23 protein-coding genes are annotated in these 25028 nt (G+C 47.5%); 7 read left to right on the forward strand and 16 right to left on the reverse strand.

What is annotated here, in order from left to right; translation table 11 throughout:
- Positions 1–113: 113 nt before the first annotated feature.
- The 10 genes from ACWHAR_RS12230 to ACWHAR_RS12275 form a co-directional block, all read right to left on the reverse strand.
- Complete coding sequence (locus ACWHAR_RS12230; protein WP_032876065.1) at positions 114–647, reverse strand: SH3 domain-containing protein; 534 nt, start codon at positions 645–647, stop codon at positions 114–116.
- A gap of 60 nt (positions 648–707) precedes the next feature.
- Complete coding sequence (gene rbsB, locus ACWHAR_RS12235) at positions 708–1625, reverse strand: ribose ABC transporter substrate-binding protein RbsB (RefSeq protein WP_032876068.1); 918 nt, start codon at positions 1623–1625, stop codon at positions 708–710.
- 13 nt (positions 1626–1638) lie between these two features.
- Positions 1639–2610 carry a ribose ABC transporter permease RbsC gene (gene rbsC, locus ACWHAR_RS12240; protein WP_032876071.1) on the reverse strand — a complete coding sequence of 324 codons (972 nt, stop codon included), beginning with the start codon at positions 2608–2610 and terminating at the stop codon, positions 1639–1641.
- A complete protein-coding gene (locus ACWHAR_RS12245; protein WP_032876074.1) occupies positions 2600–4093 on the reverse strand; it encodes a sugar ABC transporter ATP-binding protein in 1494 nt (497 codons plus the stop codon). The genes rbsC and ACWHAR_RS12245 overlap by 11 nt, the downstream gene beginning before the upstream one ends.
- A 16-nt stretch (positions 4094–4109) precedes the next feature.
- On the reverse strand, positions 4110–4505 hold the full coding sequence (gene rbsD / locus ACWHAR_RS12250) for a D-ribose pyranase (RefSeq protein WP_020956442.1): 396 nt from the start codon (positions 4503–4505) through the stop codon (positions 4110–4112).
- Complete coding sequence (gene rbsK / locus ACWHAR_RS12255; RefSeq protein ID WP_007407520.1) at positions 4502–5383, reverse strand: ribokinase; 882 nt, start codon at positions 5381–5383, stop codon at positions 4502–4504. The genes rbsD and rbsK overlap by 4 nt, the downstream gene beginning before the upstream one ends.
- A complete protein-coding gene (locus ACWHAR_RS12260) occupies positions 5376–6365 on the reverse strand; it encodes a LacI family DNA-binding transcriptional regulator (RefSeq protein ID WP_032876078.1) in 990 nt (329 codons plus the stop codon). Before ACWHAR_RS12260 ends, rbsK begins: the two co-directional genes overlap by 8 nt.
- Before the next feature lie 93 nt (positions 6366–6458).
- A complete protein-coding gene (locus ACWHAR_RS12265) occupies positions 6459–7592 on the reverse strand; it encodes a Ger(x)C family spore germination protein (protein WP_007614183.1) in 1134 nt (377 codons plus the stop codon).
- Positions 7582–8673, reverse strand: a complete 1092-nt coding sequence (locus ACWHAR_RS12270) for a GerAB/ArcD/ProY family transporter (protein ID WP_032876081.1) — start codon at positions 8671–8673, stop codon at positions 7582–7584. Before ACWHAR_RS12270 ends, ACWHAR_RS12265 begins: the two co-directional genes overlap by 11 nt.
- The gene (locus tag ACWHAR_RS12275; RefSeq protein WP_032876084.1) at positions 8663–10132 is read right to left on the reverse strand and encodes a spore germination protein; all 1470 of its coding nucleotides are present in this window, start codon (positions 10130–10132) and stop codon (positions 8663–8665) included. The genes ACWHAR_RS12270 and ACWHAR_RS12275 overlap by 11 nt, the downstream gene beginning before the upstream one ends.
- Positions 10133–10862: 730 nt before the next feature.
- Between ACWHAR_RS12275 and pgsB the strand changes: the two genes are divergently transcribed.
- The 5 genes from pgsB (at position 10863) to ACWHAR_RS12300 (ending at position 15230) form a co-directional block, all read left to right on the forward strand.
- Positions 10863–12044: a poly-gamma-glutamate synthase PgsB gene (gene pgsB / locus ACWHAR_RS12280; protein ID WP_003151337.1), complete on the forward strand. Its 1182-nt coding sequence runs from the start codon at positions 10863–10865 to the stop codon at positions 12042–12044.
- 14 nt (positions 12045–12058) lie between these two features.
- On the forward strand, positions 12059–12508 hold the full coding sequence (gene pgsC, locus ACWHAR_RS12285) for a poly-gamma-glutamate biosynthesis protein PgsC (protein ID WP_003151340.1): 450 nt from the start codon (positions 12059–12061) through the stop codon (positions 12506–12508).
- 18 nt (positions 12509–12526) lie between these two features.
- Positions 12527–13675 (forward strand): CapA family protein, encoded by a 1149-nt coding sequence (locus ACWHAR_RS12290; protein WP_007614174.1) that lies wholly within the window; start codon positions 12527–12529, stop codon positions 13673–13675.
- A 7-nt stretch (positions 13676–13682) separates the two neighbouring features.
- Positions 13683–13844, forward strand: coding sequence for a hypothetical protein (locus ACWHAR_RS12295; protein WP_003151344.1), 162 nt, complete (start codon positions 13683–13685; stop codon positions 13842–13844).
- 150 nt (positions 13845–13994) lie between these two features.
- Entirely contained in the window at positions 13995–15230 is a 1236-nt protein-coding gene (locus ACWHAR_RS12300; protein ID WP_032876086.1) for a C40 family peptidase, read from the forward strand.
- Positions 15231–15268: 38 nt separating this feature from the next.
- On the opposite strand, the gene ACWHAR_RS12305 is transcribed toward ACWHAR_RS12300, so the two are convergent.
- The 3 genes from ACWHAR_RS12305 to ACWHAR_RS12315 form a co-directional block, all read right to left on the reverse strand.
- Positions 15269–15994: a sunset domain-containing protein gene (locus ACWHAR_RS12305; RefSeq protein WP_032876089.1), complete on the reverse strand. Its 726-nt coding sequence runs from the start codon at positions 15992–15994 to the stop codon at positions 15269–15271.
- Between the two features lie 120 nt (positions 15995–16114).
- The gene (locus ACWHAR_RS12310) at positions 16115–16972 is read right to left on the reverse strand and encodes a Cof-type HAD-IIB family hydrolase (RefSeq protein ID WP_032876094.1); all 858 of its coding nucleotides are present in this window, start codon (positions 16970–16972) and stop codon (positions 16115–16117) included.
- A gap of 154 nt (positions 16973–17126) precedes the next feature.
- Positions 17127–18113, reverse strand: a complete 987-nt coding sequence (locus ACWHAR_RS12315; RefSeq protein WP_007407510.1) for an LCP family protein — start codon at positions 18111–18113, stop codon at positions 17127–17129.
- 303 nt (positions 18114–18416) lie between these two features.
- Here ACWHAR_RS12315 and ACWHAR_RS12320 point away from each other — a divergent pair, with 303 nt between their 5' ends.
- Both ACWHAR_RS12320 and ACWHAR_RS12325 read left to right on the forward strand, forming a co-directional pair.
- Positions 18417–19793 carry a sugar porter family MFS transporter gene (locus tag ACWHAR_RS12320; protein WP_032876096.1) on the forward strand — a complete coding sequence of 459 codons (1377 nt, stop codon included), beginning with the start codon at positions 18417–18419 and terminating at the stop codon, positions 19791–19793.
- A 94-nt stretch (positions 19794–19887) separates the two neighbouring features.
- Positions 19888–21300 carry a glycosyltransferase gene (locus ACWHAR_RS12325; protein WP_079891110.1) on the forward strand — a complete coding sequence of 471 codons (1413 nt, stop codon included), beginning with the start codon at positions 19888–19890 and terminating at the stop codon, positions 21298–21300.
- A 3-nt stretch (positions 21301–21303) separates the two neighbouring features.
- On the opposite strand, the gene ACWHAR_RS12330 is transcribed toward ACWHAR_RS12325, so the two are convergent.
- The 3 genes from ACWHAR_RS12330 to ACWHAR_RS12340 are packed head-to-tail and all read right to left on the reverse strand — an operon-like array spanning position 21304 to position 24994.
- Positions 21304–22434 carry a Ger(x)C family spore germination protein gene (locus ACWHAR_RS12330; RefSeq protein WP_032876098.1) on the reverse strand — a complete coding sequence of 377 codons (1131 nt, stop codon included), beginning with the start codon at positions 22432–22434 and terminating at the stop codon, positions 21304–21306.
- Positions 22431–23537 carry a GerAB/ArcD/ProY family transporter gene (locus ACWHAR_RS12335; protein WP_032876101.1) on the reverse strand — a complete coding sequence of 369 codons (1107 nt, stop codon included), beginning with the start codon at positions 23535–23537 and terminating at the stop codon, positions 22431–22433. The genes ACWHAR_RS12330 and ACWHAR_RS12335 overlap by 4 nt, the downstream gene beginning before the upstream one ends.
- Before the next feature lie 5 nt (positions 23538–23542).
- Positions 23543–24994 (reverse strand): spore germination protein, encoded by a 1452-nt coding sequence (locus tag ACWHAR_RS12340; RefSeq protein WP_032876103.1) that lies wholly within the window; start codon positions 24992–24994, stop codon positions 23543–23545.
- Between the last annotated feature and the right edge of the window lie 34 nt (positions 24995–25028).

Here is a 25028-nt window from a genome sequence, read left to right on the forward strand (position 1 = left end):
TTCATCTTCATCCGACAATATTTCCTGAGAAATATTTCGAACCTTAGACGCTTCTGACTGCCAAGAAAGAAAAAAACGGATTTCGCGCTGAATTTGCGAAATCCGTTTTGATATTATGTCAGTTTTTGCAGATCTTTTGTGCTGATATATCCCGTGGCGCCCCCGTAATCGACAAGCGCCCAGCCGAAGTCAATGCCGCCGCCGGCTGTCTTTTTCCATCTGAGGAAAGAAACGCTCGTGTTTTTGGCAAGGGAAGCTTTGACCGCTTGTTTGTCTGTATATACTTTTGTTTTTGCCGTCGTTTTTACGGTTGTTGCTTCTTTAACAATATAATGAGTAGATACAAATCCTGTTTTTCCGTTTTTATAATGTACTTTTGCCCAGTCAGCGTTCTGGAACGAAACGATCTTTAAGCTGTCGCCTAAATGAAGGGTATCAGCTCTCGGACTGGCTGCTGATGCTTTTGTTCTGACGTTCAATGCTTCCGCGGAAACGAGATAAGAGTCAAGCGGGTAGCTGTACAGATCGTCAATTTTGACCGCTTCTTGCGCGTGTGTCTCCGGAAGAGGCGTTATTCCGGCAGCTGAAGCCGCTGATATTCCCGCTGCAAGGGTCAGAATGGATGCCGCTTTGGCTGTTTTCTTCATCTGTATCTCTCCTTTTACTACATCCTTTCACGTTTTACCGGAAGTCTAAACATCGGCCGGTTATTTTTGTGTTTGAAGTTTCAATGGAGCGGAAATGGTTTTTTTGACTTTTTCTCCTTTGAGCACCTGCTCCGCCGCTTCGGCCGCCAGTTTTCCGATCAGCTCCGGCTGCTGGGCGACCGTGGCTGTCAGCTTTCCGTTTTTAATGGAAGAAATCGCATCTTTATTTCCGTCGAAACCGACGACCAAAATGTGTTTGCCCGAGCTGTTAATCGCTTCGAGCGCCCCGAGTGCCATTTCATCATTATGGGCGAACACGGCTTTGATATCCGGCTGTCCCTGCAGCAGGTTTTCCATGACGGTCAATCCTTTTGTACGGTCAAAATCCGCCGCTTGCTTTGTTACGACATCCAGCTTTTTGTCGGCAATATGATGAAAGCCCGTTCCGCGTTCCCGTGTCGCGGATGCGCCCGGCACCCCTTGCAATTCAGCCACTTTGGCGCCTTTTCCGAGCTGATCGGCGAGGTAGTCGGCCGCCATTTCTCCTCCTTTGACATTGTCAGAGGCGACAAGCGTTTCGACTTTGCCGTGTTCGGCTGAACGATCAAGCGCAATGACAGGAATGCCGAGGGAATTTGCCGATTCGACGGCTGTTGAAATCGCTGATGAATCGGTCGGATTGATCAGCAGCGCATCGACTCCTTGCTGTATCAAATCTTCTACGTCATTTGACTGTTTAGATGAATCATTTTGAGCATCGACAATAATGACCTTCATGCCCCGTTTTTTGGCTTCCTTTATAACGCCTTCTTTTAATGAAACGAAGAACGGATTGTTCAATGTGGAGACGGAGAGCCCGATAGTGAATTCTTTTTTATGTTTTGTGTTTGACGGTTTTGCCCATTGCGGCGGTTCAAGTGAACAGGCGGACAGCAAAAACAGTGATAATGCCGCGATCGTGATGATGGCTTTCTTCATAATGGTCCTCCTATTATGCCGATTTTTTGCGGTCCAGCAGCACCGCGATTAAAATGACGATTCCTTTGACGACGAGCTGATAAAAAGATGATACGCCGAGAAGGTTCAAGCCGTTGTTCAGCGTACCGATAATCAAAACCCCGATCAGCGTACCGATGATGCGCCCTCGACCGCCGGACAGGCTCGTTCCGCCGAGAACGACCGCCGCGATGGCGTCCAGCTCGTATGATTCCCCGGCCGTCGGCTGTGCGGAATTTAAGCGTGATGTCAGAATCGCTCCCGCCAGCGCCGATAATAAACCTGTCAGAGAATAGATCATGATCTTGATGCGGGACACTTTGATTCCCGATATCAGCGCCGCTTTCTCATTGCCGCCGATGGCGTATGTCCGGCGGCCGAACGGTGTTTTGTGCAGAAGAACCCACAGGGCCGCAAATGCAATCAGCATCGTAATGGCAGGTACGGGAATGCCGAGAAAATAACCGCGCCCGAACAATTGAAATGCGTAATTTGAACCGAGCCCCGTAATCGGATTTCCGTCCGTATAGACGAGGGTCAGTCCGCGAAAGACGGTCATTGTCGCCAAAGTGGCGATGAACGGCGCCATTTTTCCTTTTGTGATTAATAATCCGTTTATCATGCCGAGTACGGCGCCGATCACGCAGCCGATGATGACGGCTAAGATCGGGTCGATGCCTGAGACCATCATACCTGCGACCAATGCGCTCGATAAGGCGAGGATGGCTCCGACAGAGAGATCAATGCCTCCCGTTAAAATGACAAACGTCATTCCGAAAGCAATCAGAGCGTTAATCGCAACCTGCCTAAGAAGGTTGAGAATATTGAGGGGTTCAAGAAAACTCGGGTTTAAAACGGAAACGATCAGCACAAGAATCAGTAAGCCGAGAAACGGACCGAGTTTTTGCGTAAAGGTATGAATGGAAAATCGCTTTTGTTCAGTTGATGTCATTGGTTCAGTTTTCATTCTGCTGCCCTCCCGTGGCAAGTGTCATGATGTGTTCTTGTGTTGCGCCGGCCGCATTGATTTCTCCGCTGATGCGCCCTTCGTGGACGACGATGATTCTGTCACTCATGCCGAGAATTTCCGGCAGCTCGGAAGACACCATGATGATGGCGACTCCGCGATCGGTCAGTTCATTCATTAATGAATAGATTTCCCTTTTCGCGCCTACGTCGACGCCTCTTGTGGGTTCATCAAGGATGAGAACTTTCGGGCCGATTCCGATCCATTTGGCAATGACGACTTTTTGCTGGTTCCCTCCTGATAAATGCCGGGCGGCGGTTTCAGGAGATGCGGTCTTAATGGTCAGACGCTTGATGAGCAGCTCAACGAACTCCGCCTCGCGTTTTCGGTCAATGATGCCTTTCGGAGAGAAGCTGGTCAGGTTCGGCAATGAGATATTTTCACGAATGGACGTATCCAGCAGCAGCCCTTCATCTTTGCGGTTCTCCGTAATCAGGCCGAGTCCCTTGCGGATGGCATCGTACGGACCCCGAATGCCGGTTTTTCGGCCGGAAATCCAGATCTCTCCGGAATCGAGCCGGTCAATTCCGAACAGCGCCCTCATGATTTCTGTCCGTCCGGCACCCATTAAGCCGGAAACGCCGAGGATTTCTCCGGCTCTCACATGGAAACTGATCTGTGAAAAGCTTCCTTTTTTTGAGGCGTTTTTCACTTCGAGCACCTTATCGCCGAGTGACGGCGTGCGAGTCGGATACCGATCGGTCAGCTCCCGCCCGACCATTTGTTTGACCACTTCATCAAAATTAGTATCTTTAATATGCGTCGTATCGACAGTGAGGCCGTCCCGCATAATGGTGATCTGGTCGCAAATCGAAAATATCTCTTCCATTCGGTGTGAAATATAGACGATGGATACGCCGTCCCGCTTTAACGCCGTCATCACGTCAAACAGTTTGCTGATTTCCCGTTCGGTCAGCGCCGCGGTCGGTTCGTCCATAATAATGACTTCGGCGTTTGTCATCAGCGCTTTGGCAATCTCAATCATCTGCTGCTGGCCGACGGAACATTGTCCGGCTTCCCGGTCAAGAGGAAGAGAGACTCCCAGTTTTTCAAGCTGTGATTTTGCTAGCGCTTTCATTTTCTTCGTTTCCAAAACGCCGAACGCCGTCGTCAGCTCTTTGCCGATAAAAAGGTTTTCAAGCACCGTCATGTCCGGCCATATATTCAGTTCCTGATGGATAAAGGCGATTCCGTGCTTTTCGGCTTCCTTTGGATTGGAGAAGCTCATATTTGTTCCGTTTATCGTAATGTTTCCCTTGTCGAGCCGGTGGAGCCCGGTGAGCAGATTCATTAACGTCGATTTGCCCGCTCCGTTTTCTCCCATTAAAGCGTGGATTTCTCCCGGCAGAAGCTCAAATGAGACGCCGGAGAGCACTTGGTTTTTGCCGAATGCTTTATGAATGTCTGTCATGCCGATGTGCATGCTGGATCCCTTCTTTCTAGAAAATCACACCCGCCTGCAGGATGCAGTTGGCGTATGGTGTCATTTCACCCGTTCGGATGACGGCTTTTGCTTTCTGTGTGAGCCGTTTGAATTCCTCGTGGGACATGTACTCGATCGTCTGCGCTGAGAAATGGCTTTCTATGAAACTTGCATTCTCAGGGTTTGCGTCTTTGATTTCAGAGGCGGCCATCACCTTTTCGACTGCCATCTCCCCGGCTACCAGGCTGGTTACGTCCCGAAAGGCGGGAACGCCCGCCGTTAAAGACAAATCAATTTTAGGGACACCGTCAGGGACGGGGAGACCCGCATCGGCGATTGCGATGAGGTCTGTATGCCCGAGATCGGCTAATACTTTGGCAATGTGGCTGTTTAACATTCCGTGTTTTTTCATGACAGCAGCTCCTCAACTTCTTTTCTGGCCGGCATCCCGCCTTGGGCGCCGAAGTGCTGCACGGACAGGGAGGCGGCGCGGTTGGCAAACAAGAGCGCTTGCTCGATGTCCCGACCTTCCGCGAGTGCGACGGCAAGTGCCGCATTAAAGGTATCGCCGGCTCCCGTCGTGTCGACCGCTTCTGCAGGGAAGGCGGGAACAAGCCGTTCCGCGGTGCCGTCTGAGTAGCGTACGCCTTGTTTTCCTTCGGTAATGAACAGTTTGCCGGGATAGCCGGCGAGCGCTTCTTCTTTCGTCCGGTCAGGAAATAAAATGGATGCTTCATGTTCGTTCGGCGTAAGATATGCGGCATCCTCAATCGTCGATTGTTTCAGCGGCCGGGCCGGCGCGGGATTCAGGATAACCGGAATTTGCTGAGCGCGGCAGTAGCTGCACACTTCTTCAACGGTTTCTTCAGGAATCTCCTGCTGGATCAGCACGATATCAATGCCGGGAAGTTTTGCCAGCGCACTTTTGGCATAATCGGGGGAGATGTCATCGTTTGCGCCTTTTACGACGACGATGCTGTTGTCTCCTTCTGCGAGCACAATATGAGCCGTTCCGCTTTTTTTATGTGTAACCGTTTCCATATAGTCCGTATTGACACCGTTTGCCTTCAGGTTTTCAATAATCGCTTTTCCGTAGCTGTCATTGCCTGCTTTTCCTACCATATATACGTTTGCGCCCAGGCGGGAAGCGGCTACGGCCTGATTTGCGCCTTTTCCTCCGGGCACAGTTTGAAAGTCTGTGCCCAGTACGGTTTCTCCGGCTTTCGGACGCCGTTCAGATGTGACGACCAGATCCATAGAACAGCTTCCGATAACACAAATTTCACTCATGGTGATCATCCTTTCTCGTCGTTTGTCTTCTTATGTAAGTCACGGGCAGTTGAATGGCCGTCTCTTTCGGCGGCTCTTTCTTTATCAATTGCAGCAGCAGGTTTGCCGCTTTTTTTCCCATCTCATATGCAGGCTGGCGGATGGTTGAAAGCGGCGGGAACAAAAGCCTGCTCTGCGGAATATCGTCGTATCCGATGATCTGAATCTCCTCCGGAACTTTTTTGCCGAGCCGCAGCGCCTCATGGAGGACGGCAGCCGCCGCAATGTCGTTGCTGGCAATGACTCCGTCGGTTTCCGGGTATGCTGCAAACAATTCTTCTGCTAAAATGGCGGCATCCTTGATGGAAAATGAAGCGGCGGAGATGACATTGAACGGCGCGCCCGCTTTTTGCAACACGTTAAGTGCGCCGTTAAAACGTTCCTGAGCGGTTGGAAGGTGGGCTGGGCCTTTGACAAGCGTGATGCTTGTGCTTTTGCCGCGAAGCATTTCCTCAGCCGCCCGTTTTCCGCCTGCCCGCCCGTCACTGAATACGGATGGGGCGCCTTCTTTTGTCCGGTCCAGAAATACGACCGGGTAAAGGCTGCCGCTGTATTCGGGAAGGTCGGGATAATGGGTGGCCGCCAAAATACCGGCAACTTGATTTTGTTTAAATGTTTGCAGGTAGTCGAGTTCTTTTTCCAATTCTTCATCGCTGTTGCCGATGATCAGCCGGTATCCTTCCCGCTGCAACTCGTCTTCAGCGCCGCGGGCAAGCTGAGGGAAAAAGGGATTCGTAATATCCGGAAGCAAAAGCCCGACCAGTCTGGATTCTCTTTTATAAAGAGAGCGGGCAACTTCATTCGGATAATAATTCAGCTTCTCCATGGCAAGCATGACCTTCGTTCGTGTATCTTCATGCACGTAGCCGTTGTCATTGAGGACACGCGAAACCGTGGCAACAGAGACGCCGGCAGCGCCTGCGACATCTTTAATCGTTGCCAACAAACACTCCTCCTTCATTTATGTAACCGTTTACATAAAAAGAGTAACACGAATCATTTCGGTTGGCAACAAAAAAAGAGACCGGGGTCTCTTTTAGTTCACGATGCCGATTTGTGAGATATTCACTTTGATATCAGGGATTATCTCGATGGAAGGATAGACCTCACGCCAATTGAGCCGCTTGCCCCGCTCATAATAATGGGTTTGATATTTACGGCCGATGCCGAGGATATCCGAGTTGTGCTCCTGAATATGGCTGATCACCGATCTGGCCTGGCTGTTCAAATTTGCTGATGCTTGTTTGTTCATTTGGTCGATTGCCGTATAAGAATTCAGCTTGTCCTTTGGATATTCCAAGACGCGTGCATTCAGTTTTAAACGGATTTTCACTTTTATATGCTGCGGATCTGTATCTATAAATACAATCTTTCGCGTGGCATCCGTGATGCCGAGAGAAAGATAATTTTCAATATCCATTTTGTATTTGTCCCACAGCTTCAGATTAATATTAGCCGATTTATTAAATTGCCCGCTTAAAAGGGTCAGGAGGGTTGAATCCTGACCGAGCACCTCAGTCACTTTCCGCTGGCCGCTGAACAGGGCAGAACCCTCTATCTTTATCGTCTGTCCGTTAATCGATAAATAAGGAAGGGCGAAATCCTTATCAGCCGTCAGCATGCTTGAACGGATGGATTGCAAATTTTCCATGCTGATATTTGATTCCGCATTAGCGCTTGTTAATAAATTCGTTAAATACTTGCTGACGATCAATTTCTGCCGGACGATCAGCTTCAGCACTTCAATCGCCTCACCGTCTTTGACAACCGCCGGATGAGCGAGAAGCGGGCTTTTCGGATCTCTGTAAAAGACATCGAGATAAGGAAAAAGCGGTTTTTCCGCCATTTTCTCACCGATTAATAAGACTCTTTGCTTGGACGTGTCAATGCGCTGATCGACAAGCTTATCCAATTGAAACCGCGCTTCACGGATGGTATGCCCGGAAGCGCTGAGCACCGTCGTAATGAATGAGCCGCCCGTTTCCTGTTCCGCCTGGGAGGACTGAACCTTCCGATAGGTGATGCCGATTTTATTTTTACCGTCATGATCAACATCAAGGCTTGCGGTCAGCACGAGAGAAATATCTTTCAGCAAATTTTGATCCCAGCAGCCCGCAAGTGTCAGGCTTGCACACATGAGACTGATAAGAACCGCTTTTTTAATGCGCATGGCGGACACCCTTTTTGCGTACAAGGACAATCAATACCATAAACAACGGAAACAAATACACAAACACAATATCGGAAATGCGGAAAAACTGATCCAGCTGCTGTATCGTTTTATCTGTGCTTGTGGCCCAAATAGACAGAAGGAAGACGAGCAGGGCCAGCGGATAAACAAACCGGCTGTGGTCTTTTTGATTGAACAGCTTGGCAATGCCGGTGCTTGCCAAGTAAAACACGTTGGCCAGCGTTGAAAAGACGGTCACGAACCAAAACGTCAAAAAGAGCAGATCCGTCCGTTCGATAATTCTGAATGAAACGGTTTTTAACAGGTACAGCACAGGCTCCGGGATCATTTTTATTTCTTCGGGGCTGATTGTGACAAAGCAAGCAAGGGTGATATACAGGTAATAAAGGATAATCAAGATGTTTGAAATCGTCAGTATTTTGTAGCGCTGGCTGACGGTGCAGTTGATAAGGGGCCCGATTACGAGCGCCGCCTGAAAGCCGGTAATGCTGACAAGTGTTTGCTGCACCCCGGTAAGCATGTCTTTTGCGGTTCCGTGAAAAATCGGCATAATGTATGTGATATCGGCTTTTCCCAGCGTGTATAAAATCGGCAGAGAGATCAGCAGCAAAAACGGTGTTAAGATAAAGCTGAACCTGGCGATCGCATTCAGCGGGGCTTGGGCGATATAGACAGAACCGAGGATCAGCATTAAGCTGACCACCCAATTCGGAGTCTGCGGGAGCACCCAGATATCCAATATCCGTGTAAATACAGAAAGAATGAGCGTGCAGAGAAACGCGAAATATAAAATATACAGCACCTGCACCCCTTTGCCGGCAAGTGTTCCGAACACCTCCTCCAGCATTTCGTACAGGTTCAGCTTCGGAAACCGGTGAAATAATATCATATACAGGCTGAATGTAAGCTGGACGAGCAATCCGGTAAGCAGAATGGAAATCCATCCGCTGCTTCCCGATTTCATCATCAGTAAATGGGGCAGCGCCAAAATGCCGATGCTGATCTGCGTCTGATTAATGAAAAACACGCCTTGAAGCCGGCTTATTTTTTTAGGCTTCATCTTTTCTCCACCCCCGAACATGTTTCATCTGCTTTGAGTCTTGCGGTCTCAAATAAAACGGCCTTCTTTTAATAAACCAAGCCGGCAGCCGGATAAATGCATCCTTCAAGTCGCTGAAATGAAACGGCGTCAGAGATGATAAATAAGGAACGCCGAGTGATTCAAGCTTACACAGGTTCATCAGAATAAGCCCGAAGCCGAGTGCGATGCCGATAAAACCGAACGACGATGCCAGAAACATAAGCGGAAACCTGAGCGTTCGGATGGACGTGCTCATTTCATATGAAGGAAGCACAAAAGAAGATACGGCCGTAACGGCTACGACGATAATCATCATATTAGAAATGAGTCCCGCCTGAACGACTGCGTCACCGATCACGAGACCGCCGACAATGCCGATCGTCTGACTGATCGGTTTCGGCAGCCTGATACCGGCTTCGCGGATCAGTTCAATTGTAATCTCCATAATCATGGCTTCTATCAGCGGAGGGAAGGGAATATCAACAATCGAATTTTTCATGGTGATAATCAGATCGTTGGGAATGACTTCGAAATGAAACGCAATCAGCGCGATATAAAAAGCGGGCAGCGTAATCGCGATCATAAAGGCGAAAAATCTCAGCACTCTTAAAAAACTGGCGGAAATCCATCTCGTGCTGTAGTCATCCGGAGATTGAAAAAAAGAAAAGAATGTGATCGGCGCAATCAAAGCCGACGGACTCCCGTCCATCATGATCAGTACACAGCCTTCCATCACGCATGCTTTTGCTTTATCCGGACGTTCCGTATGAATGATCTGCGGAAAAATGGAAAACGAATTATCTTCTATTGATTCCTCGATAATCCCGGGCGCAAGCACGCTGTCTATACGCAGGTATGACAGGCGCCGCTTCACTTCCTCCACAATCTCCGGATTGGCGATATTCTCAACAAAGATAACCGCAACTTTTGATTTGGCTCTTTCTCCGATATCCATATAATGAACGGAGAGATGGCGGTCCTGTATGTGAAACCGCAGCTGATGAATGTTCGTTTCCAAACTTTCCACAAACCCGTCATGGGCGCCGCGGATGATACTTTCAGATTCGGGTTCCATAATGGAACGTAGCGGATTCTGCCCGACGGAAAACAGCTTCGCTTTCCTCGATGCATCGCTGAGAAAAACAACCTGCCCGGCCAAAATCCCGTCAATGAGTTTTCTGGTTTCATCCGTTTCCGCACTGCTGACGGCATTCATCGTTTCCTCGAGCGGGCCGTTCTGCAGGGTGTCGCTTAACAGAAACTCATTCAGCTTCTGTTCTTCTATCATTTGTTCAATATAAAAGAAAGCGGTATGACGGTCCTGCAGTTTGATCCTTCGTATTTTAAAATCACCGCAAACACACATCAGCTCCTGCATTTCCCGTACAGCCGATTCAAAATCGCCGGGAATCCGTTTGTTTTGTTTATCCGCAGACATCAGACCGCCTCCTTTCCCGGTTATCTGTAGTTTTCAGCGGGTATTCCTTTTTTATGCATTTTATAAAATAGAGGAGCTCCTCGATGTTTTACCAAGAACTTCACATTTATGGATGAATATTTCTTGAACGAATATAAAGATTTATTAAAATTATTTCAAAAGAGGGATAAATGTCCTGTAAATGGTTTAAAAGGAGAAAGGCTTTCCGCATATAAAATGTGTATTTCTTGTAAACACTCCGGACCCGTCTTATTCTGTCATGTACCAGTCATTCCGCTAGTTATTTTGGAATGGGACTGAAAGCAGGATACGGGGGAAAATGAATGACTTTATGACCTTATCCTTAACAAAACAGGCAGTCTGCACACAGCGGACAGAGAGTCCCGAAACGTATGCGCAGTGCGAAAAACGCTGATACAAACGGGCTGGAAAAGATGGATTATCATTACATCTTTTTCTTCCGGAACGCGAATAGTTCCATTGGTCCAAATGAATTTCTTTGTGCAAATGTAAACGCATTCATTTTTCTTTTGAAAAATTGAAGTAAGGTTGAAGTCCTGCCTATTCCCAAAAAAAGCAATTCGATAATAGGAAGAATAGCGTCACTAATAGAGAAGTTTGGCTCAGTGAAAGCGGGAACATTATGTTACATAATGCCGATTGAGAATTCATAGTGAAGCTATATACTGATGAATGAATTTATCAATACAGAAGGAGATGTCAAAAATCAATGTGGTTACTCATTATAGCCTGTGCTGCCGTACTAATCATCGGAATCATTGAAAAAAGGCGGCATCAGAAGAATATCGATGCTCTGCCAGTACGCGTCAATATTAATGGTATCCGCGGAAAGTCAACCGTAACGAGGCTGACGACCGGAATACTGATGGAGGCGGGCTACAAAACAGTCGGAAAAACGACGGGAACAGATGCAAGGATGATTTATTGGGATACACCTGAGGAGAAACCGATCAAACGGAAACCGCAGGGCCCGAATATCGGCGAGCAAAAAGAAGTAATGAAGGAAACCGTAGAACGGGGCGCCAATGCCATTGTCAGTGAATGTATGGCGGTAAACCCGGATTATCAGATTATCTTTCAGGAAGAACTCCTTCAAGCCAACATCGGCGTCATCGTGAATGTGCTTGAAGACCATATGGACGTCATGGGGCCGACGCTTGATGAAATCGCTGAAGCATTTACCGCGACGATCCCGTATAACGGTCACCTTGTCATTACAGACAGTGAATACACAGACTTCTTTAAAGAAAAAGCCGCAGAGCGAAATACCGAGGTCATTATTGCGGATAACTCTAAAATTACAGATGAATACCTTCGTAAATTTGAATATATGGTCTTTCCTGATAACGCTTCCCTTGCGCTCGGCGTTGCCCAGGCTCTTGGGATAGATGAAGAAACGGCGTTTAAAGGAATGCTGAATGCGCCGCCTGATCCTGGCGCCATGAGAATCCTGCCGCTGCTCAGCACGAAGGAGCCCGGTCATTTCGTAAACGGCTTTGCCGCAAATGATGCATCTTCTACTTTAAATATATGGAAACGTGTAAAGGAAATCGGCTACCCGACAGATGAACCGATCGTTATCATGAACTGCCGCGCCGACCGTGTGGACAGAACGATTCAGTTCGCAAACGACGTGCTTCCGTACATTAAAACGAAGGAACTCATACTCATCGGCGAGACGACTGAACCGATCGTCAGAGCTTATGAAGAAGGCAAGATTCCTGCCGATACACTGCACGATCTGGAATATAAATCAACAGACGAAATCATGGACGTGCTGAAAACAAGAATGCAAAACCGTGTCATATATGGCGTCGGCAATATCCACGGTTCAGCGGAACCATTAATTGAAAAAATTCAAGAGTATAAGGTGAAACAGCTCGTTAGCTAGGAGGAAAAGGATAAATGTTCGGATCAGATTTATACATCTCACTTATTTTAGGCGTGTTAATCAGTTTAATTTTCGCGGAAAAAACAGGTATCGTACCTGCCGGTTTAGTTGTGCCGGGTTATTTAGGGCTCGTTTTTAACCAGCCGGTCTTTATTTTACTCGTACTGCTGGTGAGTCTTCTTACATACGTGATCGTCAAATACGGTTTATCCAGATTTATGATTTTGTACGGACGCAGAAAATTCGCAGCTATGCTGATAACGGGAATCTGCTTAAAAATCGCCCTTGATTTCCTTTACCCGATCGTACCGTTTGAGATATCAGAATTCCGAGGAATCGGTATCATCGTACCTGGTCTGATCGCCAATACCATTCAAAAACAGGGATTAACGATTACATTTGCCAGCACGCTGTTCTTAAGCGGCGCAACTTTTGCCATTATGTTTGCTTACTACTTAATCTAATGTAAGGTGTGTCAAACGATGAAAAAACAATTAAGCTTTCAAGAAAAACTGCTGAAGCTGACCAAACAGCAGAAAAAGAAGACCAATCTTCACGTTTTTATCGCGCTGCCGATCGTCTTTTGTCTGATGTTCGTCTGCATTCTGACAGGGAAGGCGGAAACGCCGAGTGTGAAAAGAAATGCCGATGACCTTGTATCAGCCTCATTCGTCGGAGATATTATGATGGGCCGGAATGTCGAGAAAGTGACAAAGCATAAAGGCACGGAGAGTGTCTTCCGTTACGCAAAGCCATTCTTCGAAGCATCCGACTATGTGTCGGGGAACTTTGAAAACCCGGTTACATATAAAAAGAACTACAAAGAAGCAGAAAAAAATATCCACCTTCAGTCAAACAAAGATGCCGTAAAAGTATTGAAGGACATGAATTTCACCGTTCTCACGGCAGCCAACAACCATGCGATGGATTACGGCCCTCAAGGAATGCGGGATACGGTTGAAGAGTTTTCAAAGCAAAATCTTGAACTTGTCGGCGCAGGCCTCACGCTGAAGGAAGCCGAGCAGAACATTTCTTATCAAGATGTAAACGGAATCAAAATCGCAACACTGGGTTTCACTGATGTTTCCGGAAAAGGCTTTGCAGCTAAACGAAATGCGCCGGGGGTGCTTCCGGCCGATCCAGAGCTGTTTATTCCGATGATTTCTAAAGCCAAAAAGAAAGCCGATCTTGTCATTGTTCAAACACACTGGGGACAGGAATACGATAATGATCCGAATGACAGACAGCGCCAATTGGCAAGAGCAATGTCAGATGCCGGAGCGGATATTATCGTCGGACACCATCCGCACGTGCTAGAACCGATCGAAATGTACCACGGCACCGTTATTTTCTACAGCCTGGGCAACTTCGTATTCGACCAGGGGTGGACAAGAACGAGAGACACGGCGCTTGTTCAATATCATCTGCAGAAAAACGGCACGGGACGCTTTGAAGTCACGCCGATGAATATTCATGAAGCAACGCCTGCACCGGTTAAAAAAGGCAGCATCAATCATAAAACGATCGTACGTGAACTGACGAAAGAATCGAATTTCGATTGGAGCGTCAAGGATGGAAAATTAACGTTTGATGTGGATCACAGCGATATCTTAAAAAAGAAAGCGGAGTGAAAAACAAATGAAAATCATTAAAGCGGGATGGCCGTTTGCCGCGATCATTATGGTATTTATGTTTATGTCAGCGTTTAAATACAATGATCAGCTCACAGATCAGGAAAAACAAAAAATTGATACGGAAATGCAAAAGATTCAGCAAGAGGACACAGCGGGCGCAAAATAAGCGCATGATTCCGCTTGCCGGCATATTGTTTGTTCCGAATCCAGTAAAGAATGCCCATAACGGGCATTCTTTTTTTGTGTGCTCTCCTAAACATTTGTTAAAAGTTACCGATGTAAAAACTACTAAAAATGAGGAGAGTGAATAGAAAACATGCTCACAAGCTGGAGGAAGTACATCCTTGCCGGCCTTATGATTTGTCTTGTGGCACCTGCAGTAACGAGAACGGAAATTGCTGAAGCGGATTCTCAAGTTTCTGTCCTGATGGTTTCAGACGCGCAAAAACTTGTCGGAAATAAATATGTTTACGGAGGCGAAGAGCCTGAGGACGGTTTTGATCCGTCCGGATTGATGCATTATCTTTTCAGCAGACAGAACATCCATCTGCCGAGAACGGTCAGTGATCAATGGAAAGTCGGAGCCGCCGTCAAAGAAAATGACCTTTTACCGGGAGATCTTGTGTTTTTCAAAAAGTCGGATTCCACACAAAACGCGCCCGTCCATGACGGTCTTTATATCGGAAACGGAGAGATGATACACAGTTCTCCGTCAGAAGGCGTAACCGTCACACGCTTTCAAAAAAGCAGTTATTGGATGAATTTATATCTTGGCGCAAAGCGGATTACAAAAGATCCGGAACTGGCTGATGATCCGATCGTTCAGGAGGCAGCCCGTTATCTCGACATTCCGTATGTATTCGGCGGAAGCACGCCCGAGGAGGGATTCGACTGTTCGGGGCTGGTCCAATATGTTTTTGAAAACAAGCTTCACATTTACCTGCCGAGATCTGCGGAACAGCAGTGGCTGGTCGGTGAGAAAATCAAACTGAGCGATATAAAGCCCGGAGACGTGATTTATTTCAGCGACACGTATAAAAAAGGAATTTCCCATGCGGGCATTTATGCGGGAGAGGGAAGGTTCATCCAAGCAAGCCGCTCCGCAAAAGTCACCATTTCTTACTTGTCGGAAGATTACTGGAAAAAACATTTTACGGGGGTGCGCCGATTCAGCAATTTAGCCATTTCTAAAGAAAATCCCGTTGTGTCCACAGCGGCCGATCATATCGGAATTTCTTATCTGAAAGGCGGCGTTTCACCGGAAACCGGCTTTGATACGGCGGGATTTGTTCAATACATCTATCAAAAAGCGAAAGGAATCAGCCTGCCGCGTTATGCGGACAAGCAGATGCAGGCGGGCGTTCCGGTCGATAAACAAGATCTGAAGCCCGGCGATCTGGTCTTCTTTAAAGCGGAAAGCCTGAATCCGGCCATTTATATCGGGAACGGACAAGTGATTCATGTCACCGTGTCCGCAGGCGTTACCATAACAAATATGAACACAAGCGCTTATTGGAAGGACAAATATGCGGGCAGCATCCGGCTTCCGTAAAAAAAGACGTCAGAGAGTGTCTCTGACGTCTTTTTCTTTTACCGTTTCGGCGCTCTGTATCCGGCCGCTACCGCATCCTCTACGGAACAGAACATTTCCGCGGGATCTGTCGTCCGGTCGTAGTATGTACTTCCCGGCGTGTGATAAATGCCGTTCCGGCTGCCTTTAATGTCGCATCCCTGTGAGGTGCCGGCTGCTTTCGTTTCGGCATGTCCGCCGGAGGAAGGGGCATTGTTTTGCGCCGTTTCCGCGTTTTCGGATGTTTTTGTTTCTGCTTTCTGCCGCTTTAAAGTTTTATTTTCTGACTGAAGCGTTTCAGCGGTCTTTTCGAGCTTCTTTTGTGAATTTTTTAATTTCTCATTGTCTTGTTTGAGTGATTTGTTTGTTTTTTTCAGCTCACTTATCTCTTGGCTGAGTTTGCTGAGTTTTTCTTCATTGCCGGCTTCGGCTTCGGATTTCTCCTTTTCGGCCGCGGCACTGATGCTTTCATATTTTTTCTCAAGCGCCTGGTGTTCCTTCGTCAATTTTTGATAAGCGGTATCAAGGGTGCTGTATTTCTCCTCTGCCTTCTCGGCCGAGGCGTCCGGTTCTGCGAGGGAGGCGCCGGTCAGAAGCAGGATAAATCCGCCGATGAGAAGGGGCCAAAACAGCTTTTTTGAAAAATGTTTTTCTTTTTTTGCCGCTTTGCATATGAGATGGAATATTCCGTATCCGACTGCGCAGAGAAAAGCTAAACATCCTATAATAGCGATTGCATTCGACATCATGAAACTCCTTTTTTCTTTATCTTACAATTTATTTTCATTTTTGGGAATTTCTTTTTTCGGAATTTCTTTTTTCGGAAACATGAAAAACCAGGCCGTGAAAGACCTGGCTTTTGCCTTTTATTGATCGTTGTCGAGAAGCCGGTTTATGAAATATGCGACGCCGTTTTCATCGTTGCTTTTTGTAATATACGTGCTTTTTTCCTTCAGTTCATCAATCGCATTGCCCATGGCGATGCGGTTTCCCGCCGCTTCAAACATGGAGAAATCATTCGGGCTGTCGCCGATGGCGTAAATATCCTGTTTTTCAATTCCGTACAGTGAGGCAAGCTCCGTCAGAGCACGTCCCTTTCCGGAACCGGCAGGGAGGATTTCGATAATGTGTTTCCCGGAAGATGTCTGGGATAATTTCGGATGATGTGTAATTTCTTCTTTGGCGTTTCTCAGTTTTTCCATATCAAAAGAGAAACAAAGAAGCTTGTAAACATGTTCGTCTCCGTTAAAAATCGCCTGTATATCCTGCACGGGTTTAATGCCGAATTGTTTGAACTGCGTCTTTGCGCCCTCCCATAATGTCCGAATATCTTCCTTGGGATTGGCGCTTTTCAGAATGTCCAGTTCTGCCTGCAGTTTGGACTCGCCGTCAAATGGGGACAGCAGATGATCATCTGTATAGACCTCAAAGTAAATGTCTTTGTCCGTTAAATAAGCGGCGATATCCTTCCCGGCCTGCTGATCCATTAAGAGCCGGCTGACGAGGCGGTATCCTTTGTCATGGACTGTCCCGCCGTTTGCCGCAATGATCGGAATATCCAAATCCTTTAAGAGCGCTTTTACATCAAACGTGGCTCTGCCCGTGCAGATGGCCACGAGAATGCCCGCTTCATCCGCTCTTTGTAAAGCCGCTCTGTTTTCCGGAGAAATCACACTGTCCGAGTTCAGTAATGTGCCGTCTAAGTCAATGGCTATCAATTTCATATGTATGGATGCCCTCCTTTAAAATAAAGCTGCTTCATGTAGTATGTTCAGCTTTGTGCGAAATCAGCAGAAAGCCGTCAGTTAAAAGGCTATACCTTCATGTCCTTTTTTTCAACAGAAAAACGGCGGGATTTGCTAATCCCGCCGTGACATCTTACGCGTTTAAATCATTTTTTAATTTCGTTTTCACTTCTTGAAGGTTTTCCTCATTCAGCTTGAAATAATAAATATTTTTGCCGTACTGAGGAGTGTAAATATAGCTGTCTGAACCTGTCAGCTGCAAAGAATCCACCGATTTCAGCGATGTGATAAACGGGAACAGACCGATGGCGTCATTAAGAGATAAGTTCATTTTTAAGTTTTTCCCTAAGCTGTCGACGATATCGTCATAAGATGGGATCGAGCTTAACGATTTAGATTTTTTAATAATGGCGCTCAGCACTTCCATCTGTCTTTGTCCGCGCATCAGATCGGTGTCCGCTTTGCGTGTTCTTACATAAGCCAGCGCCTGCTCACCGTCAAGCGTCTGGACGCCCGGCTTCAGCACGACTTTTCCTTTTGTATCGACTTTAATACGATCGGCAATTTTCTGGCTTTTCACATTTACCGTAACGCCGTTCAATTCATTGACGACATCTCGGAACGCGTCGAAGTTGCTCTCAACCACATAATCTACCGGAATATCAAGCATGTTTTCTACTGTTTTATAAGTTAAATTATAACCGCCGTAAGCATGTGCGTGCGCGAATTTGTCATAGCCGTGTCCCGGGATGTTGACATAGGAATCCCGCGGAATGCTGAGCATCGTCGCTGTTTTCTTTTTCCGGTTGAAGGTGACGAGCACGTTGGCGTCACTTCTTGCGTCATCTACTGATTCGCCCTTATTGTCACGGGCGTCTATTCCTAAAAGCAATACGGTGAAAGAATCCTTCTTCGGGTCAAATTCTTTGATCCGTTTTACGGACTGGTCGCCGCGGTCAAGGCTGACGTGCGCTTCTTTGGTCGCATTATTCAATTTCACAAATGCGTAGGTGCCGACGGAACCGGCGATCACCAATAAGAAAGCGGCGAATACCAGTACAAATTTCACCCATTTTCTGAGGCGTCTTTTCTTTTTTCTGCGTTGAGATCGTTCTTCCATATCATTACCTCTCGTTTCTATTCTTTGTGAAGCGTACCATAATTGTTGACTTGGAGCAAATCTGCAAATGAGAAAATTCCAAATCTTTCTCTCTATTTCGACAACATCTACTGTTATTTTTGCATCAGGTTCACATTATATTGGACGGCAGGAAGCGGGAAATGTTTCGTCGCTTTGTAAAAAATAATTAGTAAAATAATGGATATTAACGGTGCGGAAGGTTTGAAACGGACGGAAACAGGTAAAAGAAGCAGTAGAACAATTCCGCGCGTTACAGCGTTGGATGAAGGGAGTCTACATAACATGAAAAGCATACACTCGAATAAATGGCTCTATTTTTTCGGCGCACTCGGCGGCGCGTTATACGGATATGATACCGGAGTCATTTCCGGAGCTATTTTATTTATGAAAAAAGAACTGGGACTGAACGCCTTTACAGAAGGCCTCGTCGTCAGTTCGTTATTGGCGGGGGCGATTCTCGGATCGGGATTTGCCGGCAAACTGACCGACCGGTTCGGCAGGCGGAAGGCCATCATGGGAGCGGCGCTGCTGTTTTGTATAGGCGGTTTAGGAGTCGCTTTTGCCCCGAATACAGAGGTGATGGTTCTTTTCCGGATCATTCTCGGACTGGCTGTCGGAACATCTACAACGATCGTTCCGCTCTATTTATCGGAGCTGGCTCCGAAGCATAAACGGGGGGCGCTTTCTTCGCTGAATCAGCTGATGATTACGGTCGGAATCCTCGTTTCTTATATCGTGAACTATATATTTGCCGATGCAGGCGCTTGGCGCTGGATGCTTGGACTTGCGGTTGTGCCGTCAGTCATTCTGCTGATCGGAATCTTATTTATGCCGGAAAGCCCGCGCTGGCTGTTTACGATCGGCAAAGAAGAGAAAGCAAGAGAAATCCTTTCATCATTGCGGGGAACGAAGAATATTGATGATGAGATTGATCAGATGAAAGAAGCGGAAAAGGAAAACGAAGGCGGCTTGAAAGAATTGTTTGAGCCGTGGGTGAGACCCGCGCTGATTGCCGGCCTCGGACTTGCCTTTTTGCAGCAATTCATCGGGACAAATACAATTATTTATTACGCCCCGAAAACATTTACCAGTGTCGGGTTCGGCAATTCCGCGTCTATATTGGGAACGGTCGGAATCGGCGCCGTCAATGTCATCATGACGCTTGCGGCTATTAAAGTCATTGATAAAATCGGCCGGAAGCCGCTGCTGCTGGCCGGTAATGCGGGCATGGTCATCAGTCTGCTCGTATTGGCCGCGGTCAATCTCTTCTTTGAACATTCAGCAGCCGCATCATGGACAACGGTGATTTGTTTAGGCCTGTTTATCATTGTGTTTGCGGTCAGCTGGGGGCCTGCCGTGTGGGTCATGCTTCCTGAATTATTCCCGCTGCATGTCCGGGGTATCGGGACGGGTGTCTCCACTTTGATGCTGCATGCCGGAACATTGATTGTCTCATTAACCTATCCGATGTTAATGGAAGCAGTCGGCATCAGCTATTTATTTCTCATTTATGCCGCGATCGGGATACTGGCATTCCTGTTCGTCCGGTTTAAAGTGACCGAGACGAAGGGGAAAAGCCTTGAAGAAATTGAGCAGGATCTGAAAAGCCGTAACGGAGGCTCGGGATCAGAATCAAATCGGCGGACAGTTCATTCGTAATATTCAGTTTTAGGGGGGCGGTTATTTCACCGGCCCCTCAAAACGGATGCCGAGCGGGCGCCCGGTCACATAAATGACGGGGATATGTCATACGTTGTATAAAGTCACGATAAAGGCGGGGATGCCGGTGAAAACGAGTATTATTATCCTTACATATAATGAACTTGAGCTGACGAAAAAATGTCTGGCCAGCATTGAACGATACACCGACAAAGATAAGATTGAACTGATTATAGTTGACAACGGTTCCTCAGACGGAACGAGAGAATACATATCAAATCTGCCTGACGTCAAAGTCATCCTAAATGAAAAAAACCTCGGGTTCGCCAAAGGGTGCAACCAGGGAATCGAAGCGGCAGGGGGAGAAAATCTGCTGTTTCTGAACAACGATACGATGGTCACGAAAAATTGGCTCACCTCCATGCTGAGGGTGCTGTATCATTCTGAAAAAGCCGGTATGGTCGGGCCCGTCAGCAACTATGTCAGCGGCGCGCAAATGATCCATGACGCATATCATTCGCTTGATGAGCTGGAGTCATTCGCGGAGGCGTATTGCGCACGGAAAAAGCATCATACAAAGCGGGTGCTGCGCCTTGTCGGCTTCTGTCTTCTGGTGAAAAGAAGCGTCATTGAAGACATCGGCCCGTTCGATGAGCAATTCGGATACGGTTCTTTTGAAGATGATGACCTATGTCTGCGCGCCCTGCAAAAAGGCTACAGCCTGCACATCGCCCTCGATGCTTTTGTGCATCACCACGGGCACGCGACGTTTACGGCTAATCAGGATATCAATATCAATCAGTTATATTCGGAGAACCGCCAGCGGTTTACGGAAAAATGGGGCACTGATTTTACGTACTTTACTCATCCGAGACCGGAAATTGCGGAGCTCGTTCCCCGGGAGGCGAAACGGATACTTGATGTCGGCTGCGGGGCGGGGGCTACGGGGCTGGAACTTCAAAACAGACAGCCTTGCGAACTGTACGGAATAGAACTGCACCCGCTGGCGGCGCAAGCGGCAAAAGGGCACTATGAAGCGGTGCTGCAGGAAGATGTCGAAGAAGTGAAGCTGCCTTATCCGGAAGGCTTTTTTGATTGCATCATTTTCGCGGACATCCTTGAGCACTTAAAAGACCCGTGGCGCGTCATTGAAATGTATTCATCCTATTTGTCGCCTGCCGGATCAATCGTTTGCAGCATTCCGAATATTTCCCACGCCGAAGCGCTGTTCCCGCTTCTGCTCGGTGACTGGACATACAGAGACGCCGGCATTCTCGACCGCACCCACTTGCGGTTTTTTACGCCGCAGACGGTGTGCACGCTCTTTCCGGAAGAGACATTTGCTGTGAAAAAGCAGTCCTATACGTATGTTCACGTGGATGAGCGGGTGCAGCTGTTTTTACAGGAAATCACACGAATGGCGCAATCGATGCAATTTCCGGTGACACAGCTGCCCGAACAAAGCCGGATTTATCAAATTCTCCTCCGTGTCGAAAAAACAGGCTGAAGGCTACCGTCCCATCGTTCCGAAGTTGGTAATCTGAATGGAAACATCATAGTCAAAAGCCGCTTCGGAGAAGGTCTCATCCCAATGATGCTTTACTTTCTTCCAATAGTCGGGATATTGAATGCGGACTCTGTCAGAAAAGAATACAGGGTCCGTTTCATATTGATTCTGCAGCTTATCGATGACTTCTTTCACATCGCTTTTCAGTTTTTTTTCGAAAATCTTTTCCAGCCCGTTTAAATAGTGCTGATCGAATGAATCTTCTCCGGCATATTGATCCTCTGACAAAAGTCCTTTTGTTTTTACCGCTACATGAAATGACAGCTTCCCATTTTTCAGCCTGGGAGTGATGGTAGATGTTGATTTTTTGATCTCGAAGGTAATCGGGTGCCCCCCTTTATCCAAAGCGGGCAGCACGCCGCCCCGTATCGTCCCCATCAGCCAATTCAGGCTCTGTATTTCGTATGATGACAGAAAGCCCGCCAATCTGTTTTGTTTTGCGTTTTTGATAATGGCCGCTCCGTCATACACCGTTTTTCCTTTTTGATTGCTGACGGCCTGAATGAGAAAACTGAGTTTATTATGGCAGTAAATCGAAGCTCTCCCGATTCGGAGCGGTTTTAAAATCTTCCCGTTGTAGCCGCCGTTGTTCGTAAGGTCGATCAGCTTTTCCGCGGCCATGGGCTGCTGCTGATTCGGCGTCGGCTCCGTCAGAATATCGGACGCTTTTCCTCTTGCCGCGAAGAGATAGCTGCTCCGCCGTAATTCATCATCGCGGATAAAATGATTCATCATCTGCAGTATATTTTGGTCGGCCAGCAATTTGTCGCTGAATATCAGCACCTTTAAATGATCGCTGTAAACGGGTGGATCTTTTAAAGAGACTTCACTGACGGCTTCAAGTATGGTATCCCCCCGCGTCGTCACATTGACAAACATGGGCCGGCCGGAAGCCTGGCTGTTTTCGCTTTGGGGCAGCAGGTTTTGATAGGTTAATTTATATCGGCGGTCACTCGTCTCGTCTATCGCCAGCCCCCGGGCGAAAGACAGCTTTTCGACTTCCTTCGCGTCCCAGCATCCTGAAAGCGTCATCAGTATGAAAAGCGCAGCCGCCCATTTTATGAAAAGTGTCATGACGTCTGTTTCCTCCCGGCTATTTTTTTCATCCAGCTGACAAACCAGATGAGAAAAGGAATCATAATGACGGCAAAAAACGCATATCCGAGAATATTCGCGAATGCAAACACACTGTTGATATCATCGGGGTACATTGAAAGGCCGAATGTCACTGCCAATAAGCCTCCCAGCAGCCAGGCATTGTTTTTATTTTTCAGTTTGAAAATGGTGTTTAATCCGAGATGCGCTCCTTTAAAAGAACCGAGCATACAAGTAAACTGCTGGCATGTCCACGTAATTAAAAGAAAGATATCAAACCGCTCTATGAAAATGCCCCGGATTTCCAAGGCGTGAATCAGGGAAATGGTCGGATACGTCACCGTTTTGGCTTCAGCGACCGACATACAGCCGATGACGACAAGCAGCGTAATGCTGTAAAATAACCCTGCGCCTGCGATGCCGAAGACAGCAGCCTTTTTCGCCTGCTTCGGATTTTTCATAAACGGCACCAGATACAGAATCACCTCAAGTCCTGAAAAATACAAAAGGGTCCGCGGAAACATCTCAAAAAAGCTTTTGTAGCCTCCTTCCATGACCGGGCGGACGAAATCCAGATTAAACAGTCTCAGGCTGAATATAAGCAGCATAATCAGAATGACGATCGTAACCGGGAACAAATAGGCATAAAGCTTTGAAATGGGATAGACCCCGCCGGTCACATGGTAGATGCCGACCGCCAGAAAGATGAATATGACGGCACCCATCGGCGTATTTTTCAGTAAAAAGTAATTGATGACTTCACCGAGAAAACGGGCTTGAAAACAGACGGTGACGACAAAATAACAGCTGATGAATAAATTCAGAAGAGAACCGATAGCGCGGCCCATGATGCTTTGATTCAGCTCATAAATGGTTTCCCCGCTGTTTTTCTGCAAAAACGGCATAAAGAGCAGGACGATGCCGATAAACACGACACTCTGCACAAGAATAATGATCCATCCGCTCGGACTGTCCGCTGTTGCGGCGGAGCGCGGCAGTGTTAACACGCCCGCTCCGATCATTGTTCCGCTTACCATGAGAAGTGTCTGCATAAACGACAGCTTGTCTTCCGGTTTTTTCATGGGGATCACCTTTGCTTGATTTTATCTTTCGTCTCTTTTCTGGTCGGCCGTTTTTTCAAAAGAGGCGTCGGCAGTCTGACGATCGTATCTTTTAAGTCTTGGCCAGGATGCGCCATGATCGGAATAAGATAGTCCTGGCCGAAGCTTTTCAGACGCATCAGATGGCCGATGACAAGCAGATAGCACATGATCAGTCCGTATAAACCTAATATCGCCGACAGAATCATTGAAAAAATACGGATGAGCCTCAGCGGAAAATTGAACGCATAGGAGGGCGCCGTAAAAGAAGCCAACGCCGTAACGGATACGACAATAACCATCATCGCGCTGACAATATTCGCCTGAACGGCGGCCTGCCCGATCACCACGCCCCCGATCAGGCCGATCGTCTGTCCGATCGGCTTCGGCAGCCTGAGTCCGGCTTCTCTGATCATCTCGATCGTAAAAATCATGATGAACGCTTCAACAAAAGGAGGGAACGGGACATTCAATCTGCTCCCGGCAATCGTAACCGCCATTCTCGTCGGCAAAAGCCCCGTGTGAAACGTAACGAGCGATATGTAAAGGCCGGGTAAATAAATCGTGATTAAAATACATGTATACCGAAGCAGCCTGAGAAAGGTAACCGGAACCCACCGCTGATTATAATCGTCAGGGGAGTGGATAAATTCATCAACGGTAGCCGGCACCAAAAGGGTAAAAGGCGTTCCGTCTACAAGAATGGAAACCCTTCCTTCCAAAAGAGCGCCCATAACCCGGTCGGGCCGTTCGGTCGTCAAGACGGTCGGGAAAATAGAATACGTGTTATCTTCAATAAGCTGTTCGATCGCTCCTGATTCCGGAATGTCGTCAATGGTGATGGACTCCAGTCTTTTCATCACTTCTTTTACAACATCATCAGGGGCAATATCCCGAATGTAGGCAACGGCGATCCGCTTTTTTGTACGTTCGCCGATTGTGATCTCTTTGATCTGGAGGTTGGGATCACCGGACTGCTCGCGCAACAGCGCCGTGTTTGTTCGGAGCTTTTCGACAAAACCTATCCTCGGTCCTCGTTCAAGCACTTCTGAAGACGGTTCTTCAATATCACGCATTTTAAATGTTTCCGTCTCAAACGAAAGGGCTTCCTCCCATCCCTCCGCCAGCAAAACCGATTTGCCGGAGAAAATGTCTGCCTCCGCGTCCTTAAGTGAAGAAAGCCGGGTATGACGATAGCCGAAAGAGATGGATGACGGCGGTGTTTCAGCCGGTTCCTCTTGATGCCGGGCGGCCGCCTGCACGGGCGAAATAATATATTCCGCAAGCAATTGATTGTCGGTCAGTCCGTCTATATATATAAGACAGGCGTCACATTTGCCGTTTCCGTACGTAAACGAATAAAACATCATGTCATCGCTTTGGCCGAACCGTTTTTTCAGCACTTCAAGGTTTTTGCCGAGCTCCGCATGTATCGTCACAATGTTCCCCCCTTTTTCCATCAGTTATTTTAAT

The organism is Bacillus sp. LR--39 (genome assembly GCF_053613335.1).

Bases quoted from the DNA above. Each gene is read 5' to 3' on its own strand.
- ACWHAR_RS12230 (WP_032876065.1), bottom strand. From the start codon at position 647: ATGAAGAAAACAGCCAAAGCGGCATCCATTCTGACCCTTGCAGCGGGA.
- rbsB (WP_032876068.1), bottom strand. From the start codon at position 1,625: ATGAAGAAAGCCATCATCACGATCGCGGCATTATCACTGTTTTTGCTG.
- rbsC (WP_032876071.1), bottom strand. From the start codon at position 2,610: ATGAAAACTGAACCAATGACATCAACTGAACAAAAGCGATTTTCCATT.
- ACWHAR_RS12245 (WP_032876074.1), bottom strand. From the start codon at position 4,093: ATGCACATCGGCATGACAGACATTCATAAAGCATTCGGCAAAAACCAA.
- rbsD (WP_020956442.1), bottom strand. From the start codon at position 4,505: ATGAAAAAACACGGAATGTTAAACAGCCACATTGCCAAAGTATTAGCC.
- rbsK (WP_007407520.1), bottom strand. From the start codon at position 5,383: ATGAGTGAAATTTGTGTTATCGGAAGCTGTTCTATGGATCTGGTCGTC.
- ACWHAR_RS12265 (WP_007614183.1), bottom strand. From the start codon at position 7,592: ATGCGCATTAAAAAAGCGGTTCTTATCAGTCTCATGTGTGCAAGCCTG.
- ACWHAR_RS12270 (WP_032876081.1), bottom strand. From the start codon at position 8,673: ATGAAGCCTAAAAAAATAAGCCGGCTTCAAGGCGTGTTTTTCATTAAT.
- ACWHAR_RS12275 (WP_032876084.1), bottom strand. From the start codon at position 10,132: ATGTCTGCGGATAAACAAAACAAACGGATTCCCGGCGATTTTGAATCG.
- pgsB (WP_003151337.1), top strand. From the start codon at position 10,863: ATGTGGTTACTCATTATAGCCTGTGCTGCCGTACTAATCATCGGAATC.
- pgsC (WP_003151340.1), top strand. From the start codon at position 12,059: ATGTTCGGATCAGATTTATACATCTCACTTATTTTAGGCGTGTTAATC.
- ACWHAR_RS12290 (WP_007614174.1), top strand. From the start codon at position 12,527: ATGAAAAAACAATTAAGCTTTCAAGAAAAACTGCTGAAGCTGACCAAA.
- ACWHAR_RS12295 (WP_003151344.1), top strand. From the start codon at position 13,683: ATGAAAATCATTAAAGCGGGATGGCCGTTTGCCGCGATCATTATGGTA.
- ACWHAR_RS12300 (WP_032876086.1), top strand. From the start codon at position 13,995: ATGCTCACAAGCTGGAGGAAGTACATCCTTGCCGGCCTTATGATTTGT.
- ACWHAR_RS12305 (WP_032876089.1), bottom strand. From the start codon at position 15,994: ATGTCGAATGCAATCGCTATTATAGGATGTTTAGCTTTTCTCTGCGCA.
- ACWHAR_RS12310 (WP_032876094.1), bottom strand. From the start codon at position 16,972: ATGAAATTGATAGCCATTGACTTAGACGGCACATTACTGAACTCGGAC.
- ACWHAR_RS12315 (WP_007407510.1), bottom strand. From the start codon at position 18,113: ATGGAAGAACGATCTCAACGCAGAAAAAAGAAAAGACGCCTCAGAAAA.
- ACWHAR_RS12320 (WP_032876096.1), top strand. From the start codon at position 18,417: ATGAAAAGCATACACTCGAATAAATGGCTCTATTTTTTCGGCGCACTC.
- ACWHAR_RS12330 (WP_032876098.1), bottom strand. From the start codon at position 22,434: ATGACACTTTTCATAAAATGGGCGGCTGCGCTTTTCATACTGATGACG.
- ACWHAR_RS12335 (WP_032876101.1), bottom strand. From the start codon at position 23,537: ATGAAAAAACCGGAAGACAAGCTGTCGTTTATGCAGACACTTCTCATG.